The sequence below is a fragment of the Falsirhodobacter halotolerans genome (genome assembly GCF_022899245.1).
Lineage (GTDB): Bacteria > Pseudomonadota > Alphaproteobacteria > Rhodobacterales > Rhodobacteraceae > Falsirhodobacter > Falsirhodobacter halotolerans.
Genome location: NZ_JALJAZ010000001.1, coordinates 2,318,760 through 2,333,485, shown reverse-complemented (window position 1 = coordinate 2,333,485; position 14,726 = coordinate 2,318,760). Strand labels below are relative to the sequence as shown.

The window sequence follows — 14,726 nt, the reverse complement described above, 5'->3', positions numbered from 1 at the left end:
GTAAAGCCGGATTTACAAGCACCTGCGGTTCGGGGCATGGTTGAGGCGACGATTTGCGGAGCCACGATGCCAGCCACGCCGAACCACCGTCTGGAGATGACGGAACTGATGACCCCCGACATGGCCAATTTCAGCGGCAAGGTGCATGGGGGCGACCTGTTGCGCCTGCTGGACCGCGTGGCCTTCGCCCTCGCCAGCCGCTATTCCCGCCATTACGCGGTGACGCTGTCGGTCGATCAGGTGACCTTCAAGGAACCGATCAATGTGGGTGAACTGGTCACCTGCCGCGCGGCGGTGAACTATACGGGCCGCACCTCGATGGAGATCGGGATCCGGGTGGAGGCGGAGAACATCCGCACCGGCGAAAAGCGGCATACCAATTCATGCTATTTCACCATGGTGGCCGTGGGCGACAATGGCCGCCCGGTGGAGGTGCCGCCGTTCGTCCCCGAGAGCGAGGCCGATCAGCAGCGCCATCGCGGCGCCGTGCTGCGCCGCACGTTGCGGCGCGAACATGCGGGCCGGATGAAAGCCGCCTCCGAAACCTAGGTCCGGCCCCATGTGGCGTCCTGCATCTCGCGCAGGCGCGACGCGGTGCGTTCGAATTCGAACGCGCCTTCGCCCTCGGCATACAGGCGTTCGGGTTCGTCCGCCGCGCTGGCGATCAGCCGGACCTTCGCCTCATAGAGGGCATCGATCAGGGTCACGAACCGCTTCGCCTCGTTGAAGTTCGAAGCGGAGAGGCGGGGGATATCCTCCAGCACCAGAACGCGGACGGCATCGGCCACGGCCAGATAATCGGCGGGGCCGAGGGGTTTGGCGCACAGATACCAGAAGCTGGCACGCCCCACGCCGTTGGCGAAACGCGGAATTTCCACCTGCCGTCCGTTTACCGGCAGGATCAGCGGTTCGGCCGGTTGCCCGCCCGTCAGATCGGCCCAGATCGCGTCAATTTTGGCCTTCGACCCGCTGGCCGGATGGAAATAGACCTGCGCCCCCTGCAGCCGGTGCTGGCGGTAATCGTTCGGGCTTTCCAGAGGATAAACCTCCAGACGCTCTTTCAACAGGCCAATGAACGGCACGAAAATCTGCCGGTTCAACCCGTTTTTATACAAGTCGTCCGGCGGGCGGTTCGATGTGGTGACGATGACCACCCCCGCCTCGAACAGCTTCTGGAACAGGCGGCCCACGATCATCGCATCGGTGATGTCGGTGATCTGCATCTCGTCGAAGGCCAGAAGGCGCAGCTTCGACGTGATCGCCTCGGCCACAGGGGCCAGCGCGTCGTCCACGCCGGTCTTGCGCGCCTCGTGCATGCCGTGGTGGATTTCCTGCATGAAGGCATGGAAATGGACCCGGCGTTTGGCGGGCGTGTCCACCGCCTCCACGAACAGGTCCATCAGCATGGATTTCCCACGCCCGACCCCGCCCCACAGATACAGGCCCTTGACGGGTTTGGGGTCGGATTTGGTGAACCGGGCGAAGAAGCCTCGTTTGGCGGGGGCGGGCGCCTCGGCCAGCGCGGCGCGGATACGTTCCAGTTCCGGCAACACGGCGCGTTGGGCCGCGTCGGGCTTCAGCTTGCCCGCCGCCACCCGCGCCTCGTAGATCTCCACCAGCGATGCCACGTCAGGTGTCCAGATTCTCGACGTTCAGGGCGTTCTGCTGGATGAACTCGCGCCGCGGTTCGACCACGTCGCCCATCAGCTTGGTGAAGATGTCGTCCGCTTCGGCCATGTCGTCCACCTTGACCTGCAGCAGCGTGCGGGCATCGGGGTCCAGCGTGGTTTCCCAAAGCTGGTCGGGGTTCATCTCTCCCAACCCTTTGTAACGCTGAAGGCTCAGGCCCTTTTCCCCTTCGGCCAGGATCGCCTTCAGAAGTTCGATCGGGCCGTGGATCAATTGTTCGCGGTCCTTGCGGACCAGTTTCGACGTGCCTTCATAGGCATAGCGGGTGTTGGCCGCGACCGAGGCGATGCGCCGCCCTTCGCCCGACCGCAGGACCGCGCCGTCCAGCGTCCGCAGCTCTTCCACCCCGCGCAGGACGCGGGACAGGCGGATGCCGTGATCCTGCGTGATGCGGCCAGTCCATCCACGTTCGAACTCGCGCGCGACCTCATCCAGACGGGCGGCGACGATGTCGGCGGTGGCCTGCAGGTCGCCCCCGTCGAACGCGCCGGCCAGCGCCGCCTGTTCGAGGATGTGACGCGGGTAATGCGTGGGGAAGGCGTCCAGAACGCGGCGGAACTGGCGCGCGCCTTCGATCACGCGGATCAGGTCCTGGCCCGCGATGACCTCGCCATTGCCAAGGCGCAGGGTGGCCCCATCGGTGCCCATCTGGATCAGGTAATCCTCAAGCCCCGCCTGATCCTTGAGATAGACCTCCGACTTGCCGCGGGCGACCTTGTAGAGCGGGGGCTGCGCGATGTAGAGATAGCCGCCCTCGATGATCTCGGGCATCTGGCGGAAGAAGAAGGTCAGAAGCAGGGTGCGGATATGCGCGCCGTCCACGTCGGCGTCGGTCATGATGACGATCTTGTGGTAGCGCAGCTTGGCGATGTTGAACTCGTCCCGCCCGATGCCGGTGCCAAGCGCGGTGACGAGGGTCCCGATCTCGGCACTGCCCAGCATCCGGTCGAAGCGGGCGCGCTCCACGTTCAGGATCTTGCCCTTCAGCGGCAGGACGGCCTGATTGGCGCGGCTGCGCCCCTGTTTGGCCGACCCGCCGGCGCTGTCACCCTCGACGAGGAACAGTTCGGATTTCGACGGATCGCGTTCCTGACAATCGGCCAGCTTGCCGGGAAGGGAGGCGATGTCGAGCGCGGTCTTGCGGCGGGTCAGTTCGCGGGCCTTGCGGGCCGCCTCACGTGCCAGCGCGGCTTCGATGATCTTGCCGACGATGGTCTTGGCCTGCTGGGGGTTTTCCTCGAACCACTCCGAAAGCTTTTCGTTCACAAGGTTTTCGACCGCCGGGCGAACCTCGGAACTGACCAGCTTGTCCTTGGTCTGGCTGGAGAATTTCGGGTCCGGCACCTTGACCGACAAGACGCAGGTCAGACCTTCGCGCGCGTCATCGCCGGTGAAATCCACCTTCTCACGCTTTGCGATGCCGCTGTCCTGGGCGTATTTGGTGATCGTGCGGGTCAGCGCGCCGCGAAAGCCCGCCATATGCGTGCCGCCGTCGCGCTGCGGGATGTTGTTGGTGAAGGGCAGGACGGTTTCGTGATAGGTGTCGTTCCACCACATCGCGACCTCCACCCCGATGCCGTTCTTCTCGCCGGTCATGAAGATCGGGTCGGTCATGTGCGAGGTCTTGGAGCGGTCCAGATAGCGCACGAATTCGCGCACGCCGCCGTCATAGAACAGTTCGGTCTTCAGCGGTTCGGCCGGGCGTTCATCCTCGATGATGATGCGCACGCCGGAATTGAGGAAGGCCAGTTCGCGCAGGCGGTTTTCCAGCGTCTTGAAGCTGTAGTCGAGGTTGGAGAACGTCCCCTCCGGGTCGTTTTCCTTGCTGGAGGCGAAGAACCGCACCTCGGTGCCCTTTTCGCCGGGCGCATCGCCCACGACATGGACGTGTTCGACGCATTCGCCATGTTCGAACCGCGCGCGGTATTCCTTGCCGTCGCGCCAGACACGCAGTTCCAGCCATTCCGACAGCGCGTTCACCACCGACACGCCCACGCCGTGCAGGCCGCCCGACACCTTGTAGGCATTGCCGGAATCGTCGGTGTTGTTGAACTTTCCGCCCGCGTGAAGCTGGGTCATGATGACCTCGGCCGCCGAGACGCCCTCCTCCTCGTGGATGTCGACCGGGATGCCGCGCCCGTTGTCGCGGACCGACACGCTGGAATCCGCGTGGATATTGACCGTCACCGCCGTCGCATGGCCCGCCAGCGCCTCGTCGATGCCGTTGTCCACCACCTCATAGACCATGTGGTGCAGGCCCGAGCCGTCGTCGGTGTCGCCGATATACATGCCGGGGCGTTTGCGGACAGCCTCCAACCCCTTGAGAACCTTGATGGAACTGGCGCCGTAATCCTGCGACTGACGTGCTGTTTCGGCCATGCGGACCTACCCCTTATCTTGTCCCGGATTTATATCCGGCGGGGGCGGCAATGTCACGCGTCAGGGGGTATTTTTAAGGCGCTACGGCAGGGTCAGGCCGCCATCGTCGTCCAGCGGCCAGAACGGGTTCATCGCCACTTCCCACACATGGCCGTCCGGGTCGGCCCAATAGCCGGAATACCCGCCCCAGTCCGCCGTCACGGGCCGTTTCAACGGGGTCGCCCCGGCGGACAAAGCGGCGTCGAAGGCGGCGTCCACCTCCGCCACGGTGGCGAAGTTCTGCGCCAGCGTGATGGCCCCGGTGCCCAGCGTCACGCCCGCGCGGCCCTGATCCGTCGCCAGATCGTCACGCCCGAACAGGGCAAGGGCCATCCCGTTCAGCTGGAAGAAGGCGACGCCCTCCGCCTCTTGCTTCGGGGTCCATCCCAGGCGGGCATAGAAGGCCTTCGCCGCCACAAGGTCGGCCACGCCGAGTGTGATCAGGGTCACGCGCTTCGGAATCATGGAGCACCTCCGATCTGAAAAATCTGCGCGCGGGATCCAAGGCTGTCAAACAGTTCCGCGCCGGTGCCGGTCATGAACGTATGCCCCGCCAGATCGCACAGCGTGTCGTAAAGGGCGGCACGACGGTCCGCGTCCAGATGGGCCGCCACCTCGTCCAGCAGCAGAACGGGGGGCGTGCCGTCCGCCGCCAGCGCGCGGGCATTGGCGAGGATCAGCGACAGGAGCAGCGCCTTCTGCTCTCCCGTGGAACATTGGGCGGCGGGCATGGATTTCGCGGCATAGGTCGCCGTCAGATCGGCGCGGTGCGGCCCCGCCAGCGTGCGCCCCGCCGCCATGTCGCGCCGCCGCCCCTCGGCCCACAGGGCGGGCCAGTCGCCCGTTCCGTCGGTGATCGTCAGGTCGGCGCGCGGGAAATCCCCCGCCTGCGCCGCGTCCAGCCGATCCAGCGTATGCGCGCGATTGGCGGCGATGGCGGTGGCGGCGGGGGCCATCTGCGCCTCGAGCGCCTCATACCAACCGGCATCCGCCACCTCGTCCCGCAGCAGGCGGTTGCGGTCGCGCATGGCCTTTTCATAGGTCAGCACCGCCTCGGCATGATCGGGGATGAAGCTGAGCGTCATGCGGTCCAGGAACCGCCGCCGCCCCTCAGCCCCTTCGATCCACAGCCGGTCCATCGCGGGCACCAGCCAGACCTGACGCAGAATGCGGGACAGGGCGTTTTGCGGGGCGGCCTTGCCATCGATGCGGACCTGCCGTGGTTCATGGGCAAGACTTTGGGTTTCCAGATCGTGGTCCAGCGCGGTGGCGGCGATTTTCCAGCCGTGTCCGGTGCCCGCCTGCACAAAATCCTCCGCCCCCGCGCGGCGCAGACCGCGGCCGGGGGACAGGAGGGAGATCGCTTCCAGAAGATTGGTCTTGCCTGCGCCGTTCGGCCCGACAAGCGCCACGGGCCGCCCGTCGAACGCCATGCGGGCCGCCGCGTGGTTGCGGAAATGCGCCAGCCGCAGGGCGGACAGGACCTGAACCGACATCCCGCGCGTCAGACGCGCATCGGCATCACGACATAAACCGCCGAATCGTCGTTTCCTTCGCGCATCAGCGTCGGATCGCCCGAGGTGTTGAACAGGAACACCGCATTCTCCCGGTCCACCTGGCTCGCGATTTCCAGCAGATACTTGGCGTTGAAGCCGATCTCCAGCTTCTCGTCGGCATAGGCCACGGCCAGTTCTTCCTCGGCGGCGCCGCTGTCGGGGGCGTTGACCGACAGGACCAGCCGGTCATCATCAAGGCTGAGCTTCACCGCGCGGCTCCGTTCGGAACTGACGGTCGCCACGCGGTCCACCGCCTTGGCGAAATCGCTCGCGTCCACCTCCAACCGGCGGGCGTTCTGCGTCGGGATGACACGGGTGTAATCGGGGAAGGTGCCGTCGATCACCTTGGAGGTCATGGTGATGGAGGGCGTGGCGAACCGCACCTTGGTTTCCGAGACCGACACGGCGATGTCGGCGTCATCTTCGTCCAAGAGTTTGCGCAACTCGTTCACCGTCTTGCGCGGGACGATCACGCCGGCCATGCCCTGCGCACCCTCGGGCAGGGGGGCGTCGATGCGGGCCAGACGGTGGCCGTCGGTCGCAACGCAGCGCAAGGCGGGACCGGCCTCGCCCGTTGCGACGTGCATATAGACGCCGTTCAGGTAATAGCGCGTCTCTTCGGTCGAAATCGCGAACTTTGCCTTGTCGAACAGGCGGCGCAGAACCTGCGCCTTGGCCGAGAAGTTCGTCGCGTATTCCGACGAGGCCATGACGGGAAAATCCTCGCGCGGCAGGGTGGTCAGCGTGAAGTTCGAACGCCCCGCCATGACCGTCAACCGGCCCGAGGCGGCGTCCTCCACCAGATTGACCAGCGACCCGTCGGGCAGCTTGCGGATGATTTCGTGCAGCAGGGTGGCCGACACGGTGGTCGACCCCGCGCGTTCCACCTGCGCCGGAGCGCGGTCGATCACCTCGATATCCAGATCGGTGGCGCGGAAGGAGACGGTGTCGCCCTCCGCCTCGATCAGGACGTTGGCCAGAATCGGAATCGTGTTGCGGCGTTCCACAACCGACTGGGCCTGAGAGACCGCTTTCAGGAGGGTGCCGCGTTCGATGCTGATCTTCATGGCCATCTTATCCGTTTAGGTTCGCGCGACTTTCCCCTTGATCGGGGCGGGCGTCAAGCCTCAGGCCTGAAGCAAACGCTTCAGCATCTGAAGATCGTCGGCCAGCTGCGAATCGGTGGCGACCAGTTCCTCGATCTTGCGGACGCCGTGCATGATCGTGGTGTGATCGCGCCCGCCAAAGCGCCGCCCGATCTCCGGCAGGGAACGCGGGGTCAGTTGCTTGGCCAGATACATCGCCACCTGGCGGGGCCGGGCGATGGTGCGCACGCGCTTGGGGCCGATCATGTCGGACAGGCGGACGTTGAAATGCTCAGCCACCTTGCGCTGGATCTCCTCGATCGTGACCTTGCGGTCGGAGGCGCGCAGGATGTCGGCCAGACATTCCTGCGTCACCTCCAGCGTGACGGGCCGCCCAACCAGATTGGCAAAGGCAAAGAGCCGGGTCAGCGCGCCTTCCAGCACACGAACGTTGGTGGTGATGCGGCTGGCCAGAAACTCCAGCACCCCGTCCGCGATCTCCAGATTGCCAAGCTGGTGGCGATAGACTTCGGCCTTTTGTTGCAGGACGCCAAGGCGCAGTTCGTAATCGGTGGGATGCAGGTCCACCACCAGCCCGCATTGCAGGCGGGACTTGATGCGGTCCTCCAGATCCTTGATCTCCCCCGGCGCGCGGTCGGCCGAAATGACGATCTGCTTGTTCTGGTCCACGAGGGCATTGAACGTGTGGAAGAACTCTTCCTGTGTCGAATCCTTGCCGGCGATGAACTGCACGTCATCGACCATCAGCACATCGACGCTGCGGAACATCTCCTTGAAATCCATGATCTGGCGTTCGCGCAGCGCCTGCACGAAGCGATACATGAACTGTTCCGCCGACAGGTAAAGCACGCGCAGATGCGGCTGCTTCATCTGAAGTTCGTGGGCGATGGCGTGCATGAGGTGCGTTTTCCCCAAACCCACGCCGCCATAGAGAAACAGCGGATTGAAGGTCACCGGCCCGCCCTCGGCCACCCGGCGGGCGGCGGCATGGGCCAGGGCGTTCGGCTTGCCCACGACGAAGCTGTCGAAGGTGAAACGGGAATCGAGCGGGGCGCCGGACAGCTCCTCCTCGGCGCGCGGGCGGATCACGGCGGGGCGGGCGGGGGGCGCCGTGGCGGCCTGCGGGGCCGGGGGGGGCTGGGGGGCGGGTGCGGCTGCGGGGGCCGCGGCGCGGGTCACCGCGAAATCGACGCGGGACACGTCATGGCCCGCCTCGGACAGGCGGTGGCGGATCTGGTCGGCGAAGTTGCGTTGCACCCAGTTGCCGAAGAACGAGGTCGGCACCTCGAACTCGGCCCGGCCGTCGGACAGGCGGGTCAGCTTCAGCGGCTCTATCCAGGTGACGTAGTTGTTTCGGCCAACATGCAGCAGAAGGTCTTCCCGCAGCTTCGTCCAGTTCTCGTTCGTCATCGTTTCCCGACCGCTCCATCACGGTGCGACATGGCGCACCCCGTCCCATTGTTCACTGCGCCCGAGGGCAAAAATGGGGGAGGCGGGTCCCGGAAAAGGGCCCGCGCACGACAACAACATTGAGGCCGCAAGCCGGACGGCTTGCGTCAATTCGGGCCGCCGAACGGGGCCGATGCAGGTGTCAGAGATCGCATTCCGCAACCGACCTGTCACCACAACGGGTGACATACAGGAGGCAGCCCGACGGCCGCGGAACACGATCGCGAATGTCCCCCAGGACAGTGAATCGCTTTGGTGACGCTAGCCCGCGATCCGAGGCCTCCGCAACCGAACTTCGCGATTGACAGAGATTCAGTCGGGCCGAATCCAGAACCTGCGACAAAGCTGCCATGAGGGCGATCGGGCATGAAAAAAGCGCACCCGAAGGCGCGCTTTTCAACATCGAATATCGAAAATCTTACGCGGCGGCCGCGATGGATTTCACGCGCGAGGACAGGCGCGAGATCTTGCGCGAGGCGGTGTTCTTGTGAACGACGCCCTTGGTCACGCCGCGGGCCAGTTCCGGCTGGGCCAGACGCAGCGCTTCCTTGGCGGCGTCCTGATCGCCGGAAGCGATGGCTTCCTCGACCTTGCGCAGGAACGTGCGGATGCGCGAACGGCGGGCTTTGTTGACTGCGTAACGGGCCTCGGCCTGACGGGCGCGCTTTTTCGACTGGGGCGTATTTGCCATGAGGACGGTTTCCGGTTGTGACGAGGTTCTATTCTTGAAGCCGGGTCTTTATGCCCGACTCGGGGTCAAGTCAACCCGAAACGTCAACACTGGCAGGCGGGACAGAAGAAGGTGGACCGCCCGCCCTGCACGATCCGCGCGATCGGCGTGGCGCAGGCGGGGCAGGGCGCCCCCTCGCGGCCATAGACGTGGAAGCTGTGCTGGAAATAGCCCAATTCGCCCCCCGCCTGACGATAATCGCGCAAGGACGACCCGCCGGCGGCGATGGCCTCGGTCAGCACGGCGCGGATCATCGGCACCAGATCGGCGATCTCCGCGTCGGTCAGGCTGCCGCCCGCCCGGGTCGGATCGATGCGGGCGCGGAACAGCGCCTCGCAGACATAGATGTTGCCAAGACCCGACACGATTCGCTGATCCAGAAGCAGCGTCTTGATCGGCCCCTTGCGCCCGACCAGCCGGGCGGCCAGATGCGCCGCGTCGAAGGCATTGCCCAAGGGCTCCGGCCCAAGGGCCGCCAGAAGCGGATGGTCCGCCCCGGTCGCCATCAGGTCCATCGCCCCGAACCGCCGCGCGTCGTTGAAGGTGATCCGCGCCCCCGTCTCCATCTCCAGCACGACATGGTCGTGCTTTTCCGGCATGGGGTGGGGGTGGTGAAATTCACCCACCGTCGCGCCCGACACCAGCATCCGCCCCGACATGCCCAGATGGATCAGCAACGTCTCTTCGGTCGACAGGTCGGCGAGGAGGTATTTCGACCGCCGCCGCAGCCCCAGAACCCGCGCCCCGGTCAGCCGTTCGGCCATGCGCGGCGGAAAGGGCCAGCGCAAGTCGGGCCGGTTCACATGCGCCGTCTGGATGACGTGCCCGGTCATCGCAGGCTCCAGCCCGCGGCGGACGGTTTCGACTTCGGGCAATTCGGGCATGGGCGACCTCCGGTCCCTTCCTATATAGAGAGCGGGCGGGGGCCACAAAGCGGTTTTCCCCAAGCGCGCGGCGGTATACCCAAAGCGGGAACGATGGAGGCGAGCATGAGCGACAAGACCACCCATTTCGGCTTTCGCACCGTGGATGAGGGCGAGAAGGCGGGCATGGTGCACGAGGTCTTCACCTCCGTCGCCTCGCGCTATGACATCATGAACGACCTGATGTCGGCGGGCGTCCACCGGCTGTGGAAGGACGCGATGATGGACTGGCTGGCCCCGCGTCCCGGCCAGCGGCTTCTGGACGTGGCGGGCGGGACGGGCGACATCGCCTTTCGTTTCCTGAAGCGGGCGGCGGGGTCAAAGGCCGTGGTGCTGGACATGACCGAATCCATGCTGGTGGCCGGGCGCCAGCGCGCGGATGCCGCCAACATGGCCGACCGTCTGGATTGGGTGGTGGGCGATGCGATGGCGCTGCCGCTGCCCGACAACAGCTTTGACGTCTATACGATCAGTTTCGGCATCCGCAACGTGACCCGTGTGCAGGAGGCGCTGAACGAAGCCCATCGCGTGCTGCGTCCGGGCGGGCGGCTGATGGTGCTGGAGTTCAGCCAGCTTCCCAATGCCGCGATGCAGAAAGCCTACGACCTCTACAGCTTCAACGTCATCCCGCCGATGGGGCAGATGGTGACGGGGGATCGCGACAGCTATCAGTATCTGGTGGAATCAATCCGCAAGTTTCCGGATCAGGAAACGTTTGCCGACATGATCCGCACGGCGGGCTTCGATCTGGTGAAATACCGCAACCTGTCGATGGGCATCGCGGCGCTGCATTCGGGCTGGAATATCTGAGGTGCGTGGCCCTCACAATATCCTGCGCCTGATCCGCACGCTGGCGACCTTTGCCCGCACCGGAGCGTTGCCGATCATCCTGGAACAGGCGGAGGCGCCGGTCCGGCTGCGCGTGGCCGCCAACGCGCTGGCCTGGCCGTTTTTGTGGCTGGGGTTGCGCGGCGATCCCGCCCTGCCGCCGGTGACGCGGGCGATCACCGCGCTGGGCCCGGCCTATATCAAGTTCGGCCAGATCCTCTCCACCCGCCCGGATATCGTGGGCGGCGATCTGGCGTTGCAGTTGCGCTATCTGCAGGACCGCCTGCCCCCGTTCGACACTGCCGAGGCCAAGCGGATGATCGCCTCCGATCTGGGCGTGTCCGCCGATCAGGCCTTTGCCGCGTTTTCGGGGCCGGTGGCCGCCGCCTCCATCGCGCAGGTGCATCACGCGCACCTGCGCGACGGGACGGAGGTGGCGGTCAAGGTGCTTCGCCCCGGCATCGCGCGCGCGTTCCGCGTGGACGTGGACGCCTTCTATACCGGCGCGCGGATGGTGGAGGCGTTTTTGCCCTTCTCGCGCCGCCTGCGCCCGATGGACGTGGTGCGCCATTTCGACGGCGTCGTCACCGGAGAGCTGGACTTGCGGCTGGAGGCGGCGGCGGCGGCGGAATTCGCCATCAACACAAAAGACGATCCGGGCTTTCGCGTGCCCGCGCCCGTCTGGGGCCTGTCGGGCCGTCAGGTGATGACGATGGGCTGGGTGGACGGGATCAGCCTGGCCGATACCGCGAGTCTGGACGCGGCGGGTCATGACCGCGTGGCCTTGGGCGCGCGGGTGCTGCAACTGTTCCTGAACCACGCGCTGCGCGACGGATTCTTTCACGCCGACATGCATCACGGCAACCTGAAGGTGGGGCCGGACGGGGCCATCGTCGCCTATGATTTCGGGATCATGGGGCGGCTCGACCTCTACACCCGCCGCGTCTATGCCGAAATCCTCTATGGCTTTATCCGCCGCGATTACCGCCGCGTGGCCGAGGTGCATTTCGAGGCGGGCTATGTCCCCCGCGACCGCGACATCGACGAATTCGCCCGCGCCCTGCGCGTGATCGGAGAACCGATCTTCGGCATGGACGCCTCGCAGATTTCCATGGCCCGCCTGCTCTCCTATCTGTTCGAGGTGACGGAGCGGTTCGGGATGGAGACGCGGACCGAACTGATCCTGCTGCAACGCACGATGGTTGTGGTGGAGGGGGTGGCCCGTTCGCTGGATCCGCGCATCAACATCTGGCAGGTCGCCCGCCCCGTGGTGGAGGAGTATGTCCGCGACAATGTGGGGCCCAAGGCCATGGCCCGCGATCTGGCGCGGACGGTGCGGGTGCTGTCGCGCTTCGGCCCCCGCCTGCCCGATCTGGTGGAGGCGCGCCTTTTGCGCCCCGAAACGGAAACCACGGTTATCGTTCCTCCGCCCTCGCGCGCGCGCTGGCTGGCGCTGGGCGCGGTGCTGGCCTTGGCGGGTGTGGCGGTGGGCGCGCTTCTTTAACGTCGCAAGGCGGTGACGGCGGCGGCGGACACCTCCGCCCCGCCCACCAGCAGCAGGGTCGTGCCGGCGGGGCCGTTCCGCGCCTCGGCGATCTTGGCGTAATGTTCGACCGGCGTGGTCGCGACCAAGGTCCCGTTGGAATAGGTTTCGGTGGTCAGGGTATAGCTGCCGGAGACCAGCGCCTCGCCCGTGGCGTCGGCGGGCATCCATGTCAGCGATGAGGCGGTGGGCGAAATCGTCTCGCGCGCGACGATCTGACCGGCGGCGTCCCGCACCACCAGCGTGGCACTGTCGGCGGAGCTGTCGGGTTTGGGATAGACGGTCACGCCCGCGCCATCTACCGCGATGGGGGCGGCCACCCGCGCCTCGGCCCCCAGCCAGGAGGACAGATCCGACAGCGCCATCGCGTCCAGTTTCGATCCCAGATTGCCCAGAAGCTGGTTGGTGACCGTCTGCTGCTCCACCCCCGAAAAGGTGGCAAGCTGCACCGCGAATTCCGATGATTCCATCGGTTGCAGGGGGTTTTGATACTGCAACTGCGTCGTCAGCATCTTGAGGAAGGTCTGATAATCCGACTGCCCCCCCTTGGACGTGGCGGTGGTCGTCGTGGTGGCGGTGCGGGCGGTGACGTCCATCATGGGCTCCTACAGGCGAAGATCAAGGCCGGAGGTCGTCCGGTGCGTGGTGATGTCGATGTGGGTGGCATCGGGGGCGGGGGCGTCCCCCTCCGCATCCGCCTCCCCCCCCGTTTCGGCCTGAGCGAAGGCGAACGTGGCGTTGCCCAACCCTTCCCGCGCCAGATCGGCCAGAAGCTGATCGGCATGGCGGCGCATCAGATCCAGCGTTTCGGCGCGTTCGGCGGTCAGCACGATGCGAATCTGCTCGCCATCCCGTTCCACGGTCACCTGCAACGGCCCCAGATCGTCATCGGGGGCAAGATCGGCCAGGCGTTCCAACGTGGTGTGGGCGACCGGATCAGGGGTGGGCGCGGGCGCGGGCGCAGTGGGGCGATCGGGGGCGGGAAGGTCGGTCTGTGGTGCAGGTGTCTGCGGCACGGGCACGGACGGCGCGGCGGGGGGCGCGGCAGCCGGGGCCGCGTCGGGCGGCGGCGTGTCGGGCACCACGACCCCGGGGCCGGGTGGCTCGCTCGGTGATATCTGGAGATCGGTCGCCGGGATCGCCCCTGCGGCCGCGGTCGCAGGGGGCGACTCGGGCTTCGCCGCATCGGGGGCGGGCGGCGTGATCGTTTGTGCGGGTGGGGCCGGGGGCAGGGTGACCGGAATGGCACCCGGCCCGAACGCGACGGTCGGGCCCGCGTCGGGGACCAACCGCTCGGTCCGGGCGTCATCGGCGGCCAAGGTCGTATCCGCGGGGGAAGGCGAAGGCATATCGGCCAAAGGCCATTCGGCACGGGACCAGACGATCTGCTGGGCAGGTGTCGGCAGCGCCGGGGGGGTGTCCGGCTGAACCCCGTCCGGCTGAACCCCGTCCGGCTGAACCCCGTCCGGCTGAACCCCGTCGGGCGGAACCGCATCGGGATCGGCCGCGCTTTGAAGGTCCATTTCGGGTGCGGGCGTGTCGGCTTTGGGAAGACGCGGATCGACCGCCGCCCCTTCGAGCTGTGGCAGGATGATCGGCGGTGCGGTCGGGATCGTCGCCACCGCCCCGCCCTCCGGGCTTGGCAGAGCAGCCTCCGTTGCGAAAAGATCGGCGAATCCCTCCGCCCCTGCGGCGACCTGGGGCAGGGCGGCGGGGATCGGCAGGTGGATCGGTGGGGTGAGGGTGTGGATCATGCCCACATCTTTGCAGGGGAACGTTACCTCTTTGTTTACCGCCACCCGCCACATACGGGAAAAACAGGAGGTTGCCATGATCCCCCCCGTCTCGCCCCCCATCCCCCGGCCCGACCTGCGACAGCAGGCGATGAAGCTGGAGGCCGCGTTCCTGTCCGAAATGCTGTCCCATGCCGGGCTGGGTCAAACCTCCGGCGCGTTCGCGGGTGGGGCGGGAGCGGCGCAGTTCGCCTCTTTCCTGCGCGATGAACAGGTGGGGGCGATCGTGCGTCAGGGCGGGTTCGGGCTGGCCGAATCGATTCATCGGGCGTTGGAGCGGAAAGATGGTTGAGGCGATTTTGAACCGGATCGAGGCGGCGATCGCCACATCCACCTATGATGTGATGACCGACCTTGCGGCGGAACTTGAGGCCGCGATGCCCGGCGCGGACGCCGATGCCGCCCTGCGCCAGCGTGCGGCGGTCGTGGCGCGGCGACTGGGTGCGGTGGCCGAGGGGATGCGCGCGGCGCAATGGCGTCTGGAGGACATCCGGGCCATGGGGCGCGATGGCGACCGGCTGGTCACCTATGACATGCGGGGGCAGCGGCAGGACGCGGCCTTTGGCGGCCAGATCGGTCGGCGGGTCTGATTTGGAGTCAATTTGAATGAAATCGCGGGGGCGGCGGGGACAGGAATTAGGCGGTCATTAACGCCTGCCGCCCCAGAACGGCCCTGCGTCCCAAGGTTGGG

At 66.3% G+C, this 14,726-nt stretch carries 15 protein-coding genes; 5 read left to right on the top strand and 10 right to left on the bottom strand.

All coding sequences use genetic code 11. The features are described 5' to 3' along the window. The first annotated feature begins 66 nt into the window (after positions 1 to 66). Positions 67 to 549, top strand: coding sequence for an acyl-CoA thioesterase (locus MU449_RS12175; protein WP_244738446.1), 483 nt, complete (start codon positions 67 to 69; stop codon positions 547 to 549). Here MU449_RS12175 and zapE read toward each other — a convergent pair. The 8 genes from zapE to mutM form a co-directional block, all read right to left on the bottom strand. Beyond that, positions 546 to 1,628, bottom strand: a complete 1,083-nt coding sequence (zapE, locus tag MU449_RS12170) for a cell division protein ZapE (RefSeq protein ID WP_244738444.1) — start codon at positions 1,626 to 1,628, stop codon at positions 546 to 548. The two genes, MU449_RS12175 and zapE, sit on opposite strands and share 4 nt — an antisense overlap. Position 1,629: 1 nt before the next feature. Then, positions 1,630 to 4,068 (bottom strand): DNA topoisomerase (ATP-hydrolyzing) subunit B, encoded by a 2,439-nt coding sequence (gene gyrB, locus MU449_RS12165; RefSeq protein ID WP_244738443.1) that lies wholly within the window; start codon positions 4,066 to 4,068, stop codon positions 1,630 to 1,632. Between the two features lie 81 nt (positions 4,069 to 4,149). Next, a complete protein-coding gene (locus tag MU449_RS12160) occupies positions 4,150 to 4,572 on the bottom strand; it encodes a VOC family protein (protein ID WP_244738441.1) in 423 nt (140 codons plus the stop codon). Further along, a complete protein-coding gene (recF, locus tag MU449_RS12155; RefSeq protein ID WP_244738440.1) occupies positions 4,569 to 5,603 on the bottom strand; it encodes a DNA replication/repair protein RecF in 1,035 nt (344 codons plus the stop codon). Before recF ends, MU449_RS12160 begins: the two co-directional genes overlap by 4 nt. 8 nt (positions 5,604 to 5,611) lie before the next feature. After that, positions 5,612 to 6,730: a DNA polymerase III subunit beta gene (dnaN, locus tag MU449_RS12150; protein WP_244738438.1), complete on the bottom strand. Its 1,119-nt coding sequence runs from the start codon at positions 6,728 to 6,730 to the stop codon at positions 5,612 to 5,614. A 60-nt stretch (positions 6,731 to 6,790) separates the two neighbouring features. Then, positions 6,791 to 8,179 (bottom strand): chromosomal replication initiator protein DnaA, encoded by a 1,389-nt coding sequence (dnaA, locus tag MU449_RS12145; protein WP_244738437.1) that lies wholly within the window; start codon positions 8,177 to 8,179, stop codon positions 6,791 to 6,793. A gap of 457 nt (positions 8,180 to 8,636) precedes the next feature. Next, positions 8,637 to 8,909 (bottom strand): 30S ribosomal protein S20, encoded by a 273-nt coding sequence (gene rpsT, locus MU449_RS12140; protein ID WP_244738436.1) that lies wholly within the window; start codon positions 8,907 to 8,909, stop codon positions 8,637 to 8,639. 83 nt (positions 8,910 to 8,992) lie between these two features. After that, entirely contained in the window at positions 8,993 to 9,832 is an 840-nt protein-coding gene (gene mutM / locus MU449_RS12135) for a bifunctional DNA-formamidopyrimidine glycosylase/DNA-(apurinic or apyrimidinic site) lyase (RefSeq protein ID WP_244738435.1), read from the bottom strand. Between the two features lie 105 nt (positions 9,833 to 9,937). Between mutM and ubiE the strand changes: the two genes are divergently transcribed. Together ubiE and ubiB are read left to right on the top strand one after the other, a co-directional pair. After that, entirely contained in the window at positions 9,938 to 10,681 is a 744-nt protein-coding gene (gene ubiE, locus MU449_RS12130) for a bifunctional demethylmenaquinone methyltransferase/2-methoxy-6-polyprenyl-1,4-benzoquinol methylase UbiE (RefSeq protein ID WP_244738433.1), read from the top strand. A 1-nt stretch (position 10,682) separates the two neighbouring features. Then, on the top strand, positions 10,683 to 12,203 hold the full coding sequence (ubiB, locus tag MU449_RS12125; protein ID WP_244738431.1) for a 2-polyprenylphenol 6-hydroxylase: 1,521 nt from the start codon (positions 10,683 to 10,685) through the stop codon (positions 12,201 to 12,203). On the opposite strand, the gene MU449_RS12120 is transcribed toward ubiB, so the two are convergent. Both MU449_RS12120 and fliK read right to left on the bottom strand, forming a co-directional pair. Beyond that, complete coding sequence (locus MU449_RS12120; RefSeq protein WP_244738429.1) at positions 12,200 to 12,841, bottom strand: flagellar hook capping FlgD N-terminal domain-containing protein; 642 nt, start codon at positions 12,839 to 12,841, stop codon at positions 12,200 to 12,202. The two genes, ubiB and MU449_RS12120, sit on opposite strands and share 4 nt — an antisense overlap. A gap of 6 nt (positions 12,842 to 12,847) precedes the next feature. Beyond that, positions 12,848 to 13,996 (bottom strand): flagellar hook-length control protein FliK, encoded by a 1,149-nt coding sequence (gene fliK, locus MU449_RS12115; protein WP_244738427.1) that lies wholly within the window; start codon positions 13,994 to 13,996, stop codon positions 12,848 to 12,850. A gap of 76 nt (positions 13,997 to 14,072) precedes the next feature. Between fliK and MU449_RS12110 the strand changes: the two genes are divergently transcribed. After that, positions 14,073 to 14,327: a rod-binding protein gene (locus tag MU449_RS12110; protein ID WP_244738426.1), complete on the top strand. Its 255-nt coding sequence runs from the start codon at positions 14,073 to 14,075 to the stop codon at positions 14,325 to 14,327. Then, positions 14,320 to 14,625, top strand: a complete 306-nt coding sequence (locus tag MU449_RS12105; protein ID WP_244738425.1) for a hypothetical protein — start codon at positions 14,320 to 14,322, stop codon at positions 14,623 to 14,625. Before MU449_RS12110 ends, MU449_RS12105 begins: the two co-directional genes overlap by 8 nt. Positions 14,626 to 14,726 lie beyond the last annotated feature (101 nt).

Excerpts from the sequence above, each read along its gene's own strand:
- MU449_RS12175 (WP_244738446.1), top strand. The coding sequence starts at position 67 with ATGCCAGCCACGCCGAACCACCGTCTGGAGATGACGGAACTGATGACC.
- gyrB (WP_244738443.1), bottom strand. The coding sequence starts at position 4,068 with ATGGCCGAAACAGCACGTCAGTCGCAGGATTACGGCGCCAGTTCCATC.
- MU449_RS12160 (WP_244738441.1), bottom strand. The coding sequence starts at position 4,572 with ATGATTCCGAAGCGCGTGACCCTGATCACACTCGGCGTGGCCGACCTT.
- recF (WP_244738440.1), bottom strand. The coding sequence starts at position 5,603 with ATGTCGGTTCAGGTCCTGTCCGCCCTGCGGCTGGCGCATTTCCGCAAC.
- dnaN (WP_244738438.1), bottom strand. The coding sequence starts at position 6,730 with ATGAAGATCAGCATCGAACGCGGCACCCTCCTGAAAGCGGTCTCTCAG.
- dnaA (WP_244738437.1), bottom strand. The coding sequence starts at position 8,179 with ATGACGAACGAGAACTGGACGAAGCTGCGGGAAGACCTTCTGCTGCAT.
- rpsT (WP_244738436.1), bottom strand. The coding sequence starts at position 8,909 with ATGGCAAATACGCCCCAGTCGAAAAAGCGCGCCCGTCAGGCCGAGGCC.
- mutM (WP_244738435.1), bottom strand. The coding sequence starts at position 9,832 with ATGCCCGAATTGCCCGAAGTCGAAACCGTCCGCCGCGGGCTGGAGCCT.
- ubiE (WP_244738433.1), top strand. The coding sequence starts at position 9,938 with ATGAGCGACAAGACCACCCATTTCGGCTTTCGCACCGTGGATGAGGGC.
- MU449_RS12120 (WP_244738429.1), bottom strand. The coding sequence starts at position 12,841 with ATGATGGACGTCACCGCCCGCACCGCCACCACGACGACCACCGCCACG.
- fliK (WP_244738427.1), bottom strand. The coding sequence starts at position 13,996 with ATGATCCACACCCTCACCCCACCGATCCACCTGCCGATCCCCGCCGCC.
- MU449_RS12110 (WP_244738426.1), top strand. The coding sequence starts at position 14,073 with ATGATCCCCCCCGTCTCGCCCCCCATCCCCCGGCCCGACCTGCGACAG.
- MU449_RS12105 (WP_244738425.1), top strand. The coding sequence starts at position 14,320 with ATGGTTGAGGCGATTTTGAACCGGATCGAGGCGGCGATCGCCACATCC.